The organism is Streptomyces sp. Tu 2975 (genome assembly GCF_009832925.1).
Taxonomy (GTDB): Bacteria; Actinomycetota; Actinomycetes; order Streptomycetales; family Streptomycetaceae; genus Streptomyces.
In genome coordinates, this window is the sequence record NZ_CP047140.1 from 4,920,900 (window position 1) to 4,939,020 (window position 18,121).

Consider the following 18,121-nt stretch of genomic DNA (forward strand, 5'->3'; position numbering starts at 1 on the left):
GGGGGACAAGAAGCCAGCCGTGACAAACAGGGTCTCGACCGGGAGGTTCAGGTGCGCAAGGATGCCGCCGTGGCCGATGACCGTCCGCAACGGGCCCGCCATCGCAGTGAGAAGCCACGTATCGACACCTCTGTGCCCGACGAGGAGTTGATGCGTGCCCTCTACCGTGAACACGCAGGACCGTTGCTCGCCTATGTACTGCGTCTCGTCGCCGGCGACCGCCAGCGCGCCGAGGACGTCGTACAGGAGACGCTCATCCGTGCCTGGAAGAACGCCGGCCAGCTCAACCGGGCGACCGGCTCTGTCCGACCCTGGCTGGTGACGGTCGCCCGGCGCATCGTCATCGACGGTCACCGCAGCCGGCAGGCCCGGCCGCAGGAGGTCGACCCGTCGCCGCTGGAGGTCATGCCCGCGGAGGACGAGATCGACAAGGCGTTGTGGCTGATGACGCTCTCGGATGCACTCGATGATTTGACGCCCGCCCACAGGGAAGTTCTTGTCGAGACGTATTTCAAGGGGCGTACGGTCAATGAAGCGGCCGAAACGCTCGGCATACCCAGCGGGACCGTGCGGTCCCGTGTGTTCTACGCACTCCGTTCCATGAAGCTCGCTCTTGAGGAGAGGGGGTCTCGGCATGACCATGTACGAGCAGGAGTCCGTGCACGACGCGGTAGGCGCATATGCGCTCGGCGTGCTCGACGAAGCGGACGCCTCCGCCTTCGAGGCGCATCTGGCGGGATGCGACATCTGTGCCGCCCACCTCGAGGAGTTCTCCGGGATGGAGCCGATGCTCGCGATGCTGGCGGAGGCGCCCGCCCCCGCACCGCCGCAGAGCAACGTCTACAGCCTGCCCGGGATGCCGGGCATGTCCGACTTCCCGCCGCCCCGCGCCGTCCCGGTCGTGCCCACCTCCCCGAGCCCCAAGGTCCTCGACGGTCTGCTCAACGAGGTCGCCGTCAAGCGCGCCCACAAGCGCCGGCGCGGCATGTACCTGCTCGCGGCGGCCGCGGCGCTGATCATCGGTGGCCCCGCCGTCGCCGTGGTCGTCACCGCCGACCACACCGGGAGCAACGTGGCGGGCGCCGACCCGCACCCCACCAGCCCGGCCGAGGACGCCTTCTTCAACCACATGGAGGAGAAGGTCCAGGCCACGGACGCGACCACCAAGGTCAGCGCCGTCGTCGGCATGGAGAAGAAGGGCTGGGGCACGCACGCCGTCCTGGAGCTGAAGAACGTCAAGGGCCCCCTGAAGTGCAACCTCATCGCCGTGTCCAAGACCGGCGAGGAGGAGGTCGTCACCTCGTGGGCCGTGCCGAAGTGGGGCTACGGAATCCCCGACAGTCCCAACAAGGACGCCAAGAACCCTCTGTACGTCCACGGCGGCTCCGCGATGGACCCGGGCGACATCGACCACTTCGAGGTCCGCACGTTCGACGGGGCACGGCTGGTGGAGGTCGACGCCTAGCCGGCGGCCGTCCCACCTTCGGCCGGGGAGCTGTGCGGCCTCCGGCCGCATCGGCATGCCACGGCCCTTCGGCGTGTCCACGGCCCTTCCGCGGTTCTTCGGCGTGTCCGCGGCCCTTCCACGGGCCGCCGCCTGCCGTGGGCCTTCGCACCTGGCCCGGCCCACGGCCGGGCCAGGTGCAATAACCTGCCTCCTTGCCGTACGGTTGACGGCTGCCCAGTGCACGTCAGAAGGGGGCCTCGGTGGCCGCGCAGGATGCCGCTGTCGAATCCGTGGTCGGCTCCGCCGCCGACACGGCGAGAGACCGTGAGATCGGTGTCGAACAGGAACATCTCGACCAGGTGTACCGCCGTCTCGAGGAGAAGATCCACGAGGCCGAGTTCCTGATGAACGACGCCGCCAAGCGAGGGCAGGTCGGCACCCCCGGCGCCCTCGCCGAGCGGGACGCCCAGGTCTTCCGGGCCGGGGTCCACCTCAACCGCCTCAACAACGAATTCGAGGACTTCCTCTTCGGCCGGATCGACCTGCTCCACGGCAAGGACGGCAAAAAGGGTCCCGACGGCGCCTTCACCTCCGTCGAGCCCGCGGACGACGCCGTACGCCCCGACAACACGGCCGAGATCGGGGAGACCCTGCACATCGGCCGGATCGGGGTGCTCGACTCCGAATACGCCCCGCTCGTGATCGACTGGCGCGCCCCGGCCGCGGCCCCCTTCTACCGCTCCACCCCGGTCGAGCCCGGCCGTGTGGTGCGCCGCCGGGTCATCCGCTCCAAGGGCCGCAAGGTCCTCGGCGTCGAGGACGACCTGATGCGCCCGGAACTGACCGCCACCCTGAACGGACAGACACTGCCCGTCGTCGGCGACGGTGCACTGATGGCGGCGCTCGGCCAGGCCCGCAGCCACACCATGCGGGACATCGTCGCGTCCATCCAGGCCGAGCAGGACCTGGTCATCCGCGCCCCCGCCGCGTCCGTCACGTACGTGGAGGGCGGCCCCGGCACCGGCAAGACGGCGGTGGCGCTCCACCGGGCCGCGTACCTGCTCTACCAGGACCGGCGCCGCTACGCCGGCGGCATCCTCATCGTCTCCCCGACGCCGCTGCTCGTCTCCTACACCGAGGGCGTGCTGCCGTCGCTGGGCGAGGAGGGCCAGGTCGCGATCCGCGCGGTCGGCTCCCTGGTCGACGGGGCCGAGGCGACGGTGTACGACGAGCCGGCCGTGGCCCGCGTCAAGGGCTCCTCCCGGATGCTGAAGGTGCTGCGCAACGCCGCGCGGGGCGCGCTCGACATGCCGGACGTGACGCCGCGCAACGGTCAGCTGGCCTTCGGCGAAGAGCCGGCGGCGGCGCCGGGCACTCCCTCGCGGCTGCGTGTCGTCGCCTTCGGGCGCCGGCTCGAGCTGGAGGCCGACGAACTCCGCCGCATCCGCCACAACGTGCTCGGCGGAAGCGCTCCCGTCAACCTGCTGCGCCCACGGGCCAGACGGCTGCTCCTCGACGCCCTGTACGCCAAGTCGGGCGCCGCCGGCCGCCACCCCGGCGACCCGGAGCTGGCCGCCGAGCTGCGGTCCTCCTTCGACGAGGACGTGACCGGCGAGGACAGTTTCATCGCGTTCCTGGACGCCTGGTGGCCCGAGTTGACCCCGCGCGCCGTGCTCGCCGCGCTGGGCGACGAGCGCCGCCTCGGCCGCTGGGCCCGCCGGGTGCTCAACCCCGGCGAGGTGCGCAGGCTGGCCCGCTCTCTGCGCCGCGACGCCCTCTCCGTGCACGACGTGGCACTCCTCGACGAACTGAGCACCCTGCTCGGCACGCCCGCCCGTCCCCGTAAGCGGCGCGAGCTCGACCCTCTGGACCAGCTCACCGGGCTGGAGGAGCTGATGCCGCAGCGCGAGGAGACGCAGCGCGAGCGGGCCGAGCGGCTGGCGGCCGAGCGTACCGAGTACGCGCACGTCATCGTCGACGAGGCGCAGGACCTCACGCCCATGCAGTGGCGGATGGTCGGCCGCCGCGGCCGGCACGCCACCTGGACGGTCGTCGGCGACCCCGCCCAGTCGTCCTGGTCCTCGCCGGAAGAGGCGGCCGAGGCCCGTGACGAGGCGCTGGGCAGCCGTCCGCGCCGCCGCTTCGAGCTGACCGTCAACTACCGCAACCCGGCCGAGATCGCGGAGCTGGCCGCCACGGTGCTCCACCTGGCCATGCCGGGCATGCGGTCGCCCTCCGCCGTCCGTTCCACCGGAGTGCGGCCGCGCTTCGCGGTCGTACCGGACGGCGGAGACATCGCCCGATCCGTACGGGCGGAGGCGGAGCGGCTGCTGGAGCAGGTGGAGGGCACGGTCGGCGTCGTCGTCGCCATGAACCGGCGGGAACAGGCAGCACGCTGGCTGGCCGGACTGGGCGAGCGCGTCGTGGCCCTCGGCTCACTGGAGGCGAAGGGCCTGGAGTACGACGCGACGGTCGTCGTCTCCCCGGCGGAGATCGCCGACGAGAGCCCGGCCGGTCTGCGGGTGCTGTACGTGGCGCTCACCCGGGCCACGCAGCAGCTCACGGTGGTCTCCGGGCGCCGTGACCAGCCGGACGCGCAGGGGGTACCGGAGCTGCTGCGGGACTGAGCGGGGTGTCCGGCGGACGCCGTCGCGGCTCTCCCCGCAGGCGGTGCCGAGCCCCCTGCCCGGAGGGCTCCGGCGGGCGGTGCCGAGGCCCCTGCCTGAGGGCTCCGGCGGGCGGTGCCGAGCCCTGTTACGGGCCGGTGCCGAAGTCGGCTCGCGATGCGGGAATCACTTCCCGGGGCGGTGCGTTAGCCTGGGTACGGCACCGGCTCGATCCAAGCCCCCGGGCCCAACCTTCGTCCCTCAGAGGGACCACTTGCCGCGAGGCGAGCATGGCGGGTCGGTGCCACCAATCGCATACGGAAGAGGCCCGCGTCACCTGTCCAGGTGACGCGGGCCTCTTCAGTTTCCAGACGCTTTCTCGTATGGTGGAAAACAGTTTCCGAAAACAATATGACCGCATTACCTGCTACCGGCGGGTAGGTGTCACCATCTTCACAGCGCTGCCGGGCCTCAGGTGCGGTACCGCACAGCAATGAAGCTAGGGAAAGCAGAGGAACCCGGTCATGGCAACGGCGCCCAGCGTCTCGTACTCGATGACGGTCCGACTGGAGGTGCCCGCGAGCGGAACCGCGGTCTCCCAGCTCACCACGGCCGTGGAGTCCTCCGGCGGTTCCGTAACCGGCCTCGACGTGACCGCGTCCGGCCACGAGAAGCTGCGGATCGACGTCACGATCGCCGCCAGCTCCACCGCGCACGCCGACGAGATCGTCGAGGGCCTGCGAGACATCGAGGGTGTCGTCCTCGGCAAGGTCTCCGACCGTACGTTCCTGATGCACCTCGGCGGCAAGATCGAGATGGCGTCCAAGCACCCCATCCGCAACCGTGACGACCTGTCGATGATCTACACCCCGGGTGTGGCGCGGGTCTGCATGGCGATCGCGGAGAACCCCGAGGACGCCCGCCGCCTGACCATCAAGCGCAACTCCGTTGCAGTGGTGACCGACGGCTCCGCCGTGCTCGGCCTCGGCAACATCGGCCCCAAGGCCGCGCTGCCGGTCATGGAGGGCAAGGCGGCCCTCTTCAAGCGCTTCGCCGGCATCGACGCCTGGCCGCTGTGCCTGGACACCCAGGACACCGACGCCATCGTCGAGATCGTCAAGGCGATCGCCCCCGGCTTCGCCGGCATCAACCTCGAGGACATCTCCGCGCCGCGCTGCTTCGAGATCGAGGCACGGCTGCGTGAGGCCCTCGACATCCCCGTCTTCCACGACGACCAGCACGGTACGGCGATCGTCGTCCTTGCCTCCCTGACCAACGCGCTGCGCGTGGTGGGCAAGGGGATCGGCGACGTGCGGGTGGTCATGTCCGGCGCCGGCGCGGCCGGTACCGCCATCCTCAAACTCCTCATCGCGGCGGGAGTCAAGCACGCCGTCGTCGCCGACATCCACGGCGTGGTGCACGCGGGCCGCGCCGACCTGGTGGACGCCACCCCCGACTCGCCGCTGCGGTGGATCGCCGACAACACCAACCCCGAGGGTGTCACCGGCACACTCAAGGAGTCGGTCGTCGGAGCGGACGTCTTCATCGGCGTCTCCGCGCCCAACGTGCTCGGCGCGGACGACGTCGCGGCCATGGCCGACGACGCGATCGTGTTCGCGCTCGCGAACCCCGACCCCGAGGTCGACCCCGCAATCGCCCGGCAGACGGCGGCAGTTGTGGCCACCGGCCGCTCGGACTTCCCCAACCAGATCAACAACGTGCTGGTCTTCCCCGGCGTGTTCCGCGGCCTGCTGGACGCCCAGTCCCGCACCGTCAACACCGAGATGATGCTCGCGGCCGCGGCCGCGCTCGCGGACGTCGTCACCGAGGACGAACTCAACCCGAACTACATCATCCCCTCGGTCTTCAACGACAAGGTCGCCGGAGCCGTCGCGGGAGCCGTCCGGGACGCCGCGAAGGCCGCCGGCCCGACTGTGACAGGCCCCACGTCCCACTGACATACGGCGCGTCGCGGGTCGCGGGGTTGCAAACCCCCCTTTAGGGTGGCGGATCAGGGAGCACGCGGCCCCGGCACGCCCGCCCCGACGAGTCTCGAGGGAGTCGACGGAACGTCACCACGACGAGGCAGTGGTGGCCTTCGTGTGACTCCGGAGGGTGCCGGATTGGCTTTCCCGCCGCTGGTGGGGGCAGGATGCTTCCCCGAGGACCTGCGTCCTGGGGGAAGCCCCGCGGGCGCGGAGGGGTCTGACAGCAGACCCGGGTCCGGGGACTGTCCGAGGGCCCTGGCAGCATCGGCTTCGATCCACGCCTCACAGGCAAGAAGAACACGGGAGTAACAAAATGAACCGCAGTGAGCTGGTGGCCGCGCTGGCCGACCGCGCCGAGGTGACCCGCAAGGACGCCGACGCCGTTCTGGCCGCTCTCGCCGAGACCGTCGGCGAGGTCGTCGCCAAGGGCGACGAGAAGGTCACCATCCCCGGCTTCCTGACCTTCGAGCGCACCCACCGTGCCGCTCGCACCGCTCGGAACCCGCAGACCGGCGACCCGATCCAGATCCCGGCCGGCTACAGCGTGAAGGTCTCCGCGGGCTCGAAGCTCAAGGAAGCCGCAAAGGGCAAGTAACGCCTTCGGCAGCGTGAGGGCGGCCACCCGGGTCCGGGTGGCCGCCCTTCTGCGTGTGCGTGTGCGGGCGCGTGGGCGCCTGCGGCGGGCTGTCCCCCTGCCCGCCCCTTCCCGTGACCGGGGGCTCCGCCCCGGGCCCCGTTCCGCGCTCCGAGCGGCGCCCTCGATCCCTCCCCACGGCTCGGCGGCCGTGGGAGGTGCACCCAGGCGGGGCCGAGAAGGCCGCTGCGCGGCACTTCAGCCCGCCGGCGGGGACACTCCTGCCATGCCGGCGGCTCCGTGCCGCGCCAGGGCGGCGGCTCGAAGCTCAGCCTCGCTGGGGTCCCTCACGGCTTGGCGGCCGTGGGAGGTGCCCCCAGGCGGGGCCGAGAAGGCCGCTGCGCGGCACTTCAGCCCGCCGTCGGAGACGGCTCCTGCCATGCCGGCGGCTCCGTGCCGCGCCAGGGCGGCGGCTCGAGGCTCCGCCGGGGCATTTCCAGCCTCGCGGGGTCCCTCCCACGCCCGCCGGGGCAGGGGGAGTTCGAGGCGCGGGGTCCGGGGTCCGGAGCCCCCGTGGCGGGTCCGGGCGGAGCCCGGTTCCGGGAAGGGGCGGGTAGGGGAACGGCCCCGCGCAGCGGCACGGGCAGGCGGAGACGGCGACGGCCCCCGCGGATGCGCTCCGTGGGGGCCGTCGGCGTCGTAGGGGCCGTCAGACGATCGGGCCCCCGGGGAGTTCCACCTTCGCGCCGAGCTTCTCGAGCTTCTCCATGAAGTTCTCGTAGCCGCGGTTGATCAGGTCGATCCCGTGCACCCGGCTCGTCCCCTGCGCGGCCAGTGCCGCGATCAGGTACGAGAAGCCGCCGCGCAGGTCGGGGATGACCAGGTCCGCGCCCTGGAGCTTGGTCGGGCCGGAGACGACCGCGGAGTGCAGGAAGTTGCGCTGGCCGAAGCGGCAGTGCGAGCCGCCGAGGCATTCGCGGTACAGCTGGATGTGCGCGCCCATCTGGTTCAGCGCGGAAGTGAAGCCGAGCCGGGACTCGTACACCGTCTCGTGGACGATCGACAGCCCTGTCGCCTGCGTGAGGGCGACCACCAGCGGCTGCTGCCAGTCGGTCTGGAAGCCGGGGTGGACGTCCGTCTCGAGCGCGATGGACTTGAGCCGGCCGCCGGGGTGCCAGAAGCGGATGCCCTCGTCGTCGATCTTGAAGGCGCCGCCGACCTTCCGGTACGTGTTGAGGAACGTCATCATCGAGCGCTGCTGGGCGCCGCGCACGTAGATGTCGCCCTCGGTGGCCAGCGCCGCCGATGCCCAGGACGCCGCCTCCAGGCGGTCCGGGAGGGCGCGGTGGGTGTAGCCGCCGAGCTTGTCGACACCGGTGATCCGGATCGTCCGGTCGGTGTCCATGGAGATGATCGCGCCCATCTTCTGCAGTACGCAGATGAGGTCCTCGATCTCCGGTTCCACCGCGGCATTGGTCAGCTCGGTGACGCCCTCGGCGAGCACGGCCGTGAGCAGTACCTGCTCGGTCGAGCCGACCGACGGGTACGGCAGTCGGATCTTCGTGCCGCGCAGCCGCTGCGGGGCCTCCAGGTACTGGCCGTCCGCGCGCTTCTCGATCGTCGCGCCGAACTGGCGCAGCACGTCGAAGTGGAAGTCGATGGGCCGGCCGCCGATGTCGCAGCCGCCGAGGCCGGGGATGAAGGCGTGGCCGAGGCGGTGCAGCAGCGGGCCGCAGAAGAGGATCGGAATGCGCGACGAGCCTGCGTGGGCATCGATGTCGGCGACGTTCGCGCTCTCGACGTACGTCGGGTCGAGAATGAGCTCGCCCGGCTCCTCGCCGGGGCGGACCGTCACCCCGTGCAGTTGCAGAAGCCCGCGTACGACTCTGACGTCACGGATGTCCGGCACGTTGCGCAGCCGGCTCGGTTCGCTGCCGAGCAGGGCCGCGACCATCGCCTTGGGCACGAGGTTCTTCGCGCCGCGGACGCGGATCTCGCCCTCGAGCGGGGTTCCGCCGTGGACAAGCAGTACATCGTCAGTGCCGGTCATGAATCTCGCGTTCCGGAAGTGGTCCCCCAGGCAGAGCCAGGAGGAGGATCGGACGGGGGGCCAGAGGAAAGGGTAAGGGGGCAGGGCCCCTAAGTTGTAAGCCCGCGGACCGTTCTCGGCCGTAATGAATCGGGCACAATACGCTCTGTCCGCCGGGCCTCGCGCACGGTCACCGTCCCACCCTTCGGACACCTGTCGGAGGCTCCGCCCTCTGAGCTGCGCCCATCGCGTGGGCGGCAGCGAGTGGGCCGCTCGGGCTCCGCGAAGGGGAAAGATGCGGGATCATGTCTGGCATGACCGAGGTGTCCTCGCTCACAGGGCGGCTGCTCGTCGCCGCGCCCGCCCTGGCGGACCCGAACTTCGACCGGGCGGTGGTCCTGCTGCTCGATCACGACGACGAGGGTTCCCTCGGCGTGATTCTCAACAGGCCGACCCCGGTGGTCGTGGAGGACATCCTGGAGTCGTGGGCGGCGCTGGCCGGTGAGCCGGGTGTCGTCTTCCAGGGCGGCCCCGTCGCCCTGGACTCCGCGCTGGGTGTCGCCGTGATCCCCGGCGACGAGGGCCCCCTCGGCTGGCGCCGGGTGTACGGCGCGATCGGCCTTGTCGACCTGGAGGCTCCCCCCGAACTGCTCGGCGGCGCCCTCGGCTCCCTGCGGATCTTCGCCGGCTACGCGGGCTGGGGTCCGGGCCAGCTGGAGGACGAGTTGCAGGACGGCGCCTGGTATGTCGTCGAGTCGGAGCCGGGGGACGTGTCCTCGCCGCGGCCGGAGGACCTGTGGCGCTCGGTGCTGCGGCGCCAGCGCAACGAGCTGGCCATGTTCGCCACGTATCCGGACGACCCGAGCATGAACTGACCCGCCCGGGGAAGGGCCGGCAGGGCCTTGCTCCCGTAGAGACCGCGCGATGAGTACCCTTGGAGCCCATGAGCACTCTTGAGCCCGAGCGCGGGACAGGCACGGGGACCCTCGTAGAGCCGACACCACAGGTGTCGCACGGCGACGGCGACCACGAGCGCTTCGCCCATTACGTCCAGAAGGACAAGATCATGGCGAGCGCCCTCGACGGCACTCCCGTGGTGGCACTGTGCGGGAAGGTCTGGGTGCCGGGGCGTGACCCCAAGAAGTACCCGGTCTGCCCCATGTGCAAGGAGATCTACGAGTCCATGGGTGCCGGCGGCGACAAGGACAAGGGCAAGAGCGGCAGCGGCAAGGACAAGAAGTAACTCCTCCGCCCCAGCCTGCACAACGGCCTCCGGGATGCGCTTCGGCGCGCCCGGGGGCCGTTTGCGTCCGGTGCCGTTGCACAGGGTGCTTCTGCCGGTCACAGAGTGGTTGAGACCTCTTGTGACCCTCTTGTACGGCCGTTGAGGCGGGCCTAGCCTCCTGCGTGTTGTGCATGGCGAAACACCCGTTGCGTATGTTGCAACGCTCACTTGGTAGGGGATCACGCATGAAGCTCGTCTCCAGAGTCGCCGCCACCGCCGCGGCCTTCGCACTGGCCGGCCTCACCGCCACCGCCTGTGCCCCGCAGACCTCCGGCAACAGCGCCCAGCAGGACGACAAGAGCGGCACGCTGCGGGTCTGGCTGTTCCAGGAGGTCAACAACAAGCCCAAGGAGCAGGTGGTCGACGCCGCGGTCGCCGCGTTCGAGAAGGCGCACCAGGGCGCCGAGGTCGAGATCGAGTACATACCGGTGGAGACCCGCGCCCAGAGGATCAAGGCGGCGTTCAACGACCCGAAGAGCGCCCCCGACCTCATCGAGTACGGCAACACCGACACCGCCGGCTACGTCAAGGACGGCGGACTCGCCGACGTCACCGCCGAGTTCGGCGCCTGGGACGAGGCCAAGGACACCGACCCCACCGCCAAGCAGTCCGTCACGGTCGACGGCAAGGTCTACGGCGCGCCTCTCTTCGTCGGCGTCCGCGCGCTCTACTACCGCACCGACGTCTTCAAGGACCTCGGCATGGCGGTGCCCAGGACCCAGGGCGAGCTCATCGCCACCGCGAAGAAGATCCACCAGCAGAAGCCGGACCTGTACGGCCTCGCCGTGGGCGGCGCCTACACCTACGGCGCGATGCCGTTCATCTGGGCCCACGGCGGTGAGTTGGCACAGGAGAACGGCGGCTCCTACGAGTCCGCCATCGACAGCGCCGCCGCACAGAAGGGCATCAAGGCGTACACGTCCCTCTTCGGTGACGACAACTGCCCGGCCGCCAAGTGCGCCGCCATGGGCGGCAACGCCGTCATCACCGCATTCGCCGCCGGCAACGCGGCCATGGCGATCGGCGGCGACTTCAGCCACCAGGCCGTCGAGGCCGGCGCGGTCAAGGGCAAGTACGCGGTCGTACCGCTGCCGGGACTGAAGGCCGGTGAGATCGCCCCGGCGTTCGCGGGCGGCAACAACGTCGGCGTGCTCAAGAGCAGCTCGCACCGCACCCTGGCGGTCGACCTGATGAAGCGGCTCGCGGGCAAGGAGTCGCAGGGCAAGCTCTTCGACGCGATGGGCTTCCTGCCCACGTACACCGATGTGCGCGCGGACGCGGCGAAGAAGCAACCGTTCGTCGCGCCCTTCATCAAGACGCTCGGCGCGGGCGCCAAGTTCGTCCCCGCCTCGCCCGCCTGGGGCCGGATCGACGCCTCGCTCGTCCTGCCGACCATGTTCCAGGAGATCGTCAGCGGCAAGAAGGACGTGGCCGCGGCCTCGAGCGACGCCGCCGAGAAGATGGACGCCGCGTTCTCCGACGCGGGCTGAGACCCATGGCCTACAAGACCGCGGCGGAGCCGGCGGTGGTCCCCGCGGGGACCACCGCTCGCCCGCCGGACACGACCGCGCACCCGGTCGGGCCCCGACGGCGCAACGGGACCTGGACACCCTGGCTCTATCTCGCACCCGCCCTCGTGGTGCTCGCCGGACTGCTCGTTTACCCGATCTACCAGCTCGGCCTGATCTCCTTCCTCGAATACACCCAGGCACAGGTCAGCGGCGGTGAACCGACCACCTTCCAGGGCCTCGGCAACTACCGGACGCTCTTCGCCGACAGCCAGTTCCGGCAGGTGCTCCTCGCGACGGTGATCTTCGCGGCCGCGTGCGTGGTCTCCACACTCGCCGTCGGCTGCGCGCTGGCCGTCCTGCTGACCCGCGTACGCGCCCTGCCGCGGCTCGCCCTGATGATGGCGGCGCTCGGCGCCTGGGCGACCCCGGCCATCACCGGCTCCACCGTGTGGGTCTTCCTCTTCGACCCCGACTACGGCCCCGTCAACCGGATGCTGGGACTGGGCGACTTCTCCTGGACGTACGGGCGCCTCAGTGCCTTCGCCCTCGTCATGTTCGAAGTCGTGTGGTGTTCCTTCCCGTTCGTGATGGTCACCGTGTACGCGGGCATCAAGGCCATTCCGGGAGAGGTGCTCGAGGCGGCCTCGCTGGACGGCGCCTCGCAATGGCGCATCTGGCGGTCCGTCATGGCACCGATGCTCCGGCCCATTCTCGTGGTCGTCACCATCCAGTCGGTCATCTGGGACTTCAAGGTCTTCACCCAGATCTATGTGATGACGAACGGCGGAGGCATCGCCGGACAGAATCTCGTGCTCAATGTGTACGCGTATCAGAAGGCCTTCGCGTCCTCCCAGTACAGCCTGGGCTCCGCGATCGGCGTCGTCATGCTGCTGATCCTGCTGGCCGTCACGCTCGTGTATCTGCGGCTGCTGCGCCGTGAGGGAGAAGAGATATGAGCCTGATTCCCGCGCGGTTGAGGGTGCGGCGCCCCGGACGGCTGCTGGCGGAGGCCGCGGCGCTGGCCATCGCGATCGTCGTCGCCTTCCCGCTGTACTGGATGGTCCTCTCCGCCTTCAAACCCGCCGGGGAGATCCAGTCGACGGACGCGAAGCCGTGGACCCTTTCCCCGTCGCTCGACTCGTTCCGCCGGGTCTTCCAACAGGAGGAATTCGGCCGGTATTTCGTCAACAGCCTGATCGTCGCCTGCACGGTCGTCGTCGCCTCCGCGCTGATCGCCTTCCTGGCCGCCACCGCCGTCACCCGGTTCCGTTTCAGGTTCCGTACGACGCTGCTCATCATGTTCCTGGTGGCGCAGATGGTTCCGATCGAGGCGCTGACGATTCCGCTGTTCTTCCTGATGCGGGACTTCGGGCAGCTGAACACCCTCGGCTCGCTGATCCTGCCGCACATCGCCTTTTCCCTGCCGTTCGCGATCTGGATGCTGCGCGGCTTCGTCAAGGCTGTTCCGGAGGCGCTGGAGGAGGCGGCGTACATCGACGGAGCGAGCCGCGCGCGCTTCCTGTGGCAGATCCTCTTTCCGCTGGTCTTCCCCGGGCTGGTGGCGACGAGCGTGTTCTCGTTCATCTCGACCTGGAACGACTTCCTGTTCGCCAAGTCGTTCATCATCAGCGACACCTCGCAGTCGACGCTGCCGATGGCGCTGCTGGTCTTCTTCAAGCCGGACGAGAACGACTGGGGCGGGATCATGGCGGCCTCTACCGTGATGACCGTGCCGGTGCTCGTCTTCTTCGTACTCGTTCAGCGACGTCTGGTCTCCGGCCTGGGCGGCGCGGTGAAGGACTGACGCGATGACTTCCACAAACCTGATCCCGGCGCCGCGCGTCGTGCGCTCCATCCCGTCCGCAGGCGGCTTCGTCCTGGACGAGTCGACCGTCGTGGACGCGGGCCCTGGCACGGAGGCGGCCGCCCGATGGCTGCGCCGTACTGTAGGCGCGGCCACCGGGCTGCCGTTGGCGCCCGGAGCCGGCGATGACGGGGAAACGATCCTGCTGCGCATCGACACCGCGGACGCCGGGCATCTCGGTCCCGAGGGTTACAAGCTGTACGTCGACGTCGCCGGCATCACCATCCACGGCGGTGACGCTGCCGGAGTGTTCTGGGGCGTGCAGACGCTCCGTCAGCTCCTGGGGCCCGAGGCGTACCGCAAGGCGCCCGTGGCGACAGGCAGGCGCTGGGAGGTGCCGTGCACCGTCATCGAGGACGCGCCCCGGTTCTCCTGGCGCGGCCTCATGCTCGACGTATCACGGCACTTCATGCCCAAGGAGGGCGTGCTGCGGTACCTCGACCTGCTCGCCGCCCACAAGCTCAACGTCTTCCACCTCCACCTCACCGACGACCAGGGCTGGCGCATCGAGATCAAGCGCCACCCGAGGCTGACCGAGGTGGGCGCCTGGCGGTCGCGGACCAAGTACGGACACCGGGCCTCACCCCTCTGGGACGAGACGCCCCACGGCGGGTACTACACCCAGGACGACATCCGGGAGATCGTCGCCTACGCCGCCGAACGGCACATCACCGTCGTCCCCGAGATCGACATCCCCGGGCACTCGCAGGCCGCCATCGCCGCGTATCCGGAACTGGGCAACACCGACGTCATCGACACGACCTCACTGACCGTCTGGGACAACTGGGGCGTCAACCCCAACGTACTCGCCCCCACCGACACCTCCCTCCGCTTCTACGAGGGCGTGCTCGAGGAGGTCCTCGGCCTCTTCCCGTCCACCTTCGTGCACATCGGCGGCGACGAATGCCCCAAGGACCAGTGGAAGGCGTCGGCCGCCGCCCAGGCACGCATCAAGGAACAGGGCCTGGCCGACGAGGACGAGCTCCAGTCGTGGTTCGTCCGGCACTTCGACCGCTGGCTCACCGACCGTGGCCGCCGCCTCATCGGCTGGGACGAGATCCTCGAAGGAGGTCTGGCGCCCGGCGCGGCCGTCTCCTCCTGGCGCGGATACCAGGGCGGCATCGCCGCCGCGGAGGCCGGCCACGATGTCGTCATGTGCCCGGAGCAGCAGGTCTACCTGGACCATCGGCAGGCCGCCGGCGACGACGAGCCGATGCCCATCGGCTACGTGCGCACCCTCGAGGACGTCTACCGGTTCGAGCCCGTACCGCCGGCGCTCGCCCCGGAAGCCGTCCGGCACGTACTGGGGACCCAGGCGAACGTCTGGACCGAGGTGATGCAGGACAGCGCCCGCGTCGACTACCAGGTCTTCCCGCGGCTCGCCGCGTTCGCCGAGGTCGCCTGGTCCACGCTGCCCCCGTCCGCGGAGCGCGACTTCGCGGACTTCGAGCGCCGAATGACCGCCCACTACGCATGCCTTGACGCGCTCGGCGTCCACTACCGGCCGCCCGGCGGCCCGTTGCCGTGGCAGCGGCGCCCCGGCGTCGCCGGACGTCCGATCGACGGCGTGCCCCCGAACGTGTGAGCCCGGCCCGAGGCCGCCTCCCGGTGGCCCCGGCCCTGAGACGGTAGGAGGGTGGCACGGCAAGGAGAAAGGCGTACAAGCGCCGCTGAAGAACGGCAATCCGCCCGTGGCGGTACGGGAGTACGAAACCGGACGTTTGCTGCGGGTCCGCACTTGTGGGGCGGATGCACCCTTCGCGGACCCTCCCGTCGGTCCGCCCGGAAGATGTGCCAGAGTTGCCACGTCCGGCCTGTGAGCACGTACGGTACGGCAACACAGGCGGGACAGCCGGGACACCGGGAAGGGGCAGCTTGGTGACCACGCACGCACCGCGAACGGCACAGTCGGTGACGCTGCCGGCCTCGCTCGACGAGGCCGTGGCGGCGCTCAGCGCCATGCCCGCCGCCGTCCCCGTCGCCGGCGGCACCGACCTCATGGCCGCGGTCAACAAGGGCCAGCTCCGCCCCGCGGGCCTCGTCGGCCTCGGCCGCATCAGCGAGATCCGCGGCTGGCGCTACCAGGACGGGCACGCTCTGCTCGGCGCCGGCCTCACCCACGCCCGGATGGGCCGGCCCGACTTCGCCGCCCTCATCCCCGCACTCGCCGCGTCGGCGCGTGCGGCCGGGCCGCCCCAGATCCGCAACGCGGGCACGCTCGGCGGGAACATCGCCAGCTCCGCGCCCACCGGCGACAGCCTGCCGGTGCTGGCAGCGCTCGAGGCCGACCTGGTGATCGCGGGCCCGGGCGGTGCCCGCCGCGAGATCCCCGTGTCCCACCTGCTGGCCGGCCGGGAGATGCTCGGCCCCGCCGAACTGATCGGCTTCGTGCGCGTACCCCTCCTGCACGCCCCCCAGGTCTTCCTGAAGGCGACCGGCCGCACCGGCCCCGGCCGGGCCACGGCCTCCGTGGCCGTCGTCCTCGACCCGGCCCGGCGCGGTGTGCGCTGCGCGGTGGGCGCCATCGCGTCCATGCCGCTGCGGCCGCTCGAGGCCGAGCGGTGGATCGGCTCGCTCATCGACTGGGACGGCGAGCGGGGTCTCGAGGGCGAGGCGCTGACCGCGTTCGGCGAGTACGTCGCCGCTGCGTGCATCCCCGACCCGGCACCGGCGCCCGAGGGCGAGGAGCAACCGGTGCTGTCGCCGGCCGTACTGCATCTGCGGCGCACCGTCGCCGCGCTGGCCCGACGGGCACTGGGGAGGGCGCTGTCGTGAGCAACGAGAACAACCCGCACGGCCTTCCGCCGGAGTTCCAGGAGCTCCCGGAAGGCTTCGAGCCGGATCGTCGCGGCGACCGGTACGACGGTCAGGACCAGCGGGACCCCTACGGTCGGCAGCACGGCCAAGGGGGACCGTACGAGCAGCAGCGCCACAGCGAGCCGTACGCACAGCACGGCGAAGCGGAGTCGTACGGACGGCACGGTGACGCGGAGCCGTACGAGCAGTACGAGCAAGGCGAGTCGTACGGGCAGTACGAGCAGGGGCAGCCGTACGGGCAGCCCGAGCACGGGGAGGACTACGGCCGGCACGAGCCGCCGCAGGGTTCCTACGGTGATGCGTACGGCTCGTACGGGGACCAGGGCGGCGGCTGGCAGCCCACGCCGCAGGGCGGCGAGTACGACGGCGAGGCCACGGGCTTCTTCCAGCTGCCCCCGGAGTTCACCACCTCCGACGCCGCCCCGCTCGAGGCTCCCGGGCACGGCTATGTACCGCCGATGATCAGGCCGCTGACGCCCGTCGCGGGGACGGACCCGACGGCGCCCGGCGGCTGGGCGACGCCGTGGCCGGAGCCTGCCGGGCAGGGGGCGGGCGGCGAGTCCGACGCGAACACGAACGTGAACGTGAACGAGACGGGGCAGTGGGCCTTCCGCGAGTCCCAGGACGTCCACGAGGCGCACAACGTCCATGACACCCAGGGCGCTCAGGGATTCCGGGATGCGCACGATGCGCAGGATGTCCCTCATGCGCATGATGCGCGCGACGCCTATGAGGTGCGTCAGCCGGGGGAGTTCGGGGAGTCCCAGGCGTTCCAGGGGGCCCCGGAGGCCCAAGGGCCGCAGGCGGTGCCGCACTTCCCGCAGTTCCCCCAGTTCTCGGAGTTCGCCGAGGCCCAGGAGGCGGAGCCCGCCGCGGCGTCCGATTCCGACTCCGGCGAGTTCCCACTGCCGCCCGGCGCCGACGCGCCCTGGGCGGGTACGAACCCGTCCGCGACGCTCCCCGGAGGTGCGCCGGCGCCCTGGGCGACGCTGCCGGGCGGAGCCTCCGCGCCCTGGGCGGTGGACGATCCGCAGCAGCCGGAGGACCCGGCCGGGTCCGGGCCGGCGCCGGTGGGCGACGAGCAGGCCGCCGAAGAGGACGCGGCGGCCGCCGAACCGGCCGAACCGGTCGACCCCGCCGAGCCCGCCGCCACGGTGCAGGGACCGGGCGAGACGTCTGCCGGGGCCGAGGCCGAGCCTGAGTCGTCCGGGCACGCGCCCGGGCCCGGGTCTCGGCCGGAGGTCGAATCGCAGTCCGCATCGCGGTCCGGAGCCGAGCCCGAGCCGGCGGCCGGACCCCAGGCCGACGCCGGAGCCGAAACGGGAGCCGACGCCGAGGCTGTGCCCGCCGACGCCGCCCCGGCCGACGCGGACGCACCGCCCGCCGGCACCGAGGAGCACCCGCCCACCTCGTACGTCCTGCGCGTCAACGGCACCGACCGCCCGGTCAGCGACGCCTGGATAGGCGAGTCCCTGCTCTACGTCCTGCGCGAGCGCCTCGGCCTCGCCGGCGCCAAGGACGGGTGCTCCCAGGGTGAATGCGGCGCCTGCAACGTGCAGGTCGACGGCCGGCTCGTCGCCTCCTGCCTGGTCCCCGCGGCGACCGCCGCGGGCTCAGAGGTGCGCACGGTCGAAGGCCTCGCCACCGACGGCGAACCCTCCGACGTCCAGCGGGCGCTTGCGGCCTGCGGCGCCGTCCAGTGCGGCTTCTGCATCCCCGGTATGGCGATGACCGTCCACGACCTCCTCGAGGGCAACCACGCCCCCACAGAACTGGAGACCCGCCAAGCCCTGTGCGGCAACCTCTGCCGCTGCTCCGGCTACCGCGGTGTCCTCGACGCCGTGCGAGAGGTGGTCGCCGAACGCGCCTCGAGCGCCACCGCCGCCGAGGAGGCGGAGGCCGGTGACGAAGCCCGCATCCCGCACCAGGCGGGACCCGGCGCAGGTAGTGTGCAGATTCACCCGCACGACGGAGGCATGGCGTGAGCAACGACGCGGCCA

General features: G+C 71.0%; 13 protein-coding genes and 1 pseudogene. 13 read left to right on the top strand and 1 reads right to left on the bottom strand.

The features are described from left to right. Positions 1–51: 51 nt before the first annotated feature. The 5 genes and pseudogenes from GLX30_RS21805 to GLX30_RS21825 all read left to right on the top strand — a co-directional run. Positions 52–627, top strand: a pseudogene (locus GLX30_RS21805) (sigma-70 family RNA polymerase sigma factor); the annotation flags it as partial. 7 nt (positions 628–634) lie between these two features. Further along, positions 635–1,465 carry a zf-HC2 domain-containing protein gene (locus GLX30_RS21810; protein ID WP_159691550.1) on the top strand — a complete coding sequence of 277 codons (831 nt, stop codon included), beginning with the start codon at positions 635–637 and terminating at the stop codon, positions 1,463–1,465. Between the two features lie 242 nt (positions 1,466–1,707). After that, positions 1,708–4,074 carry a UvrD-helicase domain-containing protein gene (locus tag GLX30_RS21815; RefSeq protein ID WP_208545454.1) on the top strand — a complete coding sequence of 789 codons (2,367 nt, stop codon included), beginning with the start codon at positions 1,708–1,710 and terminating at the stop codon, positions 4,072–4,074. 503 nt (positions 4,075–4,577) lie between these two features. Then, complete coding sequence (locus tag GLX30_RS21820) at positions 4,578–6,011, top strand: NAD-dependent malic enzyme (RefSeq protein WP_159691552.1); 1,434 nt, start codon at positions 4,578–4,580, stop codon at positions 6,009–6,011. 343 nt (positions 6,012–6,354) lie between these two features. Next, positions 6,355–6,636: an HU family DNA-binding protein gene (locus GLX30_RS21825; protein ID WP_004571953.1), complete on the top strand. Its 282-nt coding sequence runs from the start codon at positions 6,355–6,357 to the stop codon at positions 6,634–6,636. Between the two features lie 688 nt (positions 6,637–7,324). On the opposite strand, the gene murA is transcribed toward GLX30_RS21825, so the two are convergent. Further along, positions 7,325–8,665, bottom strand: coding sequence for a UDP-N-acetylglucosamine 1-carboxyvinyltransferase (murA, locus tag GLX30_RS21830; RefSeq protein WP_159691554.1), 1,341 nt, complete (start codon positions 8,663–8,665; stop codon positions 7,325–7,327). 293 nt (positions 8,666–8,958) lie between these two features. On the opposite strand from murA, the gene GLX30_RS21835 reads away from it, so the two are divergent. The 8 genes from GLX30_RS21835 to GLX30_RS21870 all read left to right on the top strand — a co-directional run bounded on the left by GLX30_RS21835 (position 8,959) and on the right by GLX30_RS21870 (position 18,106). Further along, positions 8,959–9,519: a YqgE/AlgH family protein gene (locus tag GLX30_RS21835; protein WP_167306920.1), complete on the top strand. Its 561-nt coding sequence runs from the start codon at positions 8,959–8,961 to the stop codon at positions 9,517–9,519. Positions 9,520–9,587: 68 nt separating this feature from the next. Further along, positions 9,588–9,887, top strand: a complete 300-nt coding sequence (locus GLX30_RS21840; RefSeq protein WP_005316940.1) for a DUF3039 domain-containing protein — start codon at positions 9,588–9,590, stop codon at positions 9,885–9,887. 227 nt (positions 9,888–10,114) lie between these two features. Continuing rightward, the gene (locus GLX30_RS21845) at positions 10,115–11,419 is read left to right on the top strand and encodes an extracellular solute-binding protein (protein ID WP_159691558.1); all 1,305 of its coding nucleotides are present in this window, start codon (positions 10,115–10,117) and stop codon (positions 11,417–11,419) included. 5 nt (positions 11,420–11,424) lie between these two features. Then, positions 11,425–12,396 (top strand): sugar ABC transporter permease, encoded by a 972-nt coding sequence (locus tag GLX30_RS21850; protein ID WP_159691560.1) that lies wholly within the window; start codon positions 11,425–11,427, stop codon positions 12,394–12,396. Next, complete coding sequence (locus GLX30_RS21855; RefSeq protein WP_208545455.1) at positions 12,393–13,244, top strand: carbohydrate ABC transporter permease; 852 nt, start codon at positions 12,393–12,395, stop codon at positions 13,242–13,244. The genes GLX30_RS21850 and GLX30_RS21855 overlap by 4 nt, the downstream gene beginning before the upstream one ends. A 4-nt stretch (positions 13,245–13,248) precedes the next feature. Then, complete coding sequence (locus GLX30_RS21860) at positions 13,249–14,889, top strand: beta-N-acetylhexosaminidase (RefSeq protein WP_159691562.1); 1,641 nt, start codon at positions 13,249–13,251, stop codon at positions 14,887–14,889. 293 nt (positions 14,890–15,182) lie between these two features. Further along, positions 15,183–16,079, top strand: coding sequence for an FAD binding domain-containing protein (locus GLX30_RS21865; protein ID WP_159691564.1), 897 nt, complete (start codon positions 15,183–15,185; stop codon positions 16,077–16,079). Next, positions 16,076–18,106, top strand: a complete 2,031-nt coding sequence (locus GLX30_RS21870; RefSeq protein WP_208545456.1) for a 2Fe-2S iron-sulfur cluster-binding protein — start codon at positions 16,076–16,078, stop codon at positions 18,104–18,106. Before GLX30_RS21865 ends, GLX30_RS21870 begins: the two co-directional genes overlap by 4 nt. Positions 18,107–18,121 lie beyond the last annotated feature (15 nt).

Coding starts and splice junctions, on each gene's coding strand:
- GLX30_RS21810 (WP_159691550.1), top strand. CDS start 635: ATGACCATGTACGAGCAGGAGTCCGTGCACGACGCGGTAGGCGCATAT.
- GLX30_RS21820 (WP_159691552.1), top strand. CDS start 4,578: ATGGCAACGGCGCCCAGCGTCTCGTACTCGATGACGGTCCGACTGGAG.
- GLX30_RS21825 (WP_004571953.1), top strand. CDS start 6,355: ATGAACCGCAGTGAGCTGGTGGCCGCGCTGGCCGACCGCGCCGAGGTG.
- murA (WP_159691554.1), bottom strand. CDS start 8,665: ATGACCGGCACTGACGATGTACTGCTTGTCCACGGCGGAACCCCGCTC.
- GLX30_RS21835 (WP_167306920.1), top strand. CDS start 8,959: ATGACCGAGGTGTCCTCGCTCACAGGGCGGCTGCTCGTCGCCGCGCCC.
- GLX30_RS21840 (WP_005316940.1), top strand. CDS start 9,588: ATGAGCACTCTTGAGCCCGAGCGCGGGACAGGCACGGGGACCCTCGTA.
- GLX30_RS21845 (WP_159691558.1), top strand. CDS start 10,115: ATGAAGCTCGTCTCCAGAGTCGCCGCCACCGCCGCGGCCTTCGCACTG.
- GLX30_RS21850 (WP_159691560.1), top strand. CDS start 11,425: ATGGCCTACAAGACCGCGGCGGAGCCGGCGGTGGTCCCCGCGGGGACC.
- GLX30_RS21855 (WP_208545455.1), top strand. CDS start 12,393: ATGAGCCTGATTCCCGCGCGGTTGAGGGTGCGGCGCCCCGGACGGCTG.
- GLX30_RS21860 (WP_159691562.1), top strand. CDS start 13,249: ATGACTTCCACAAACCTGATCCCGGCGCCGCGCGTCGTGCGCTCCATC.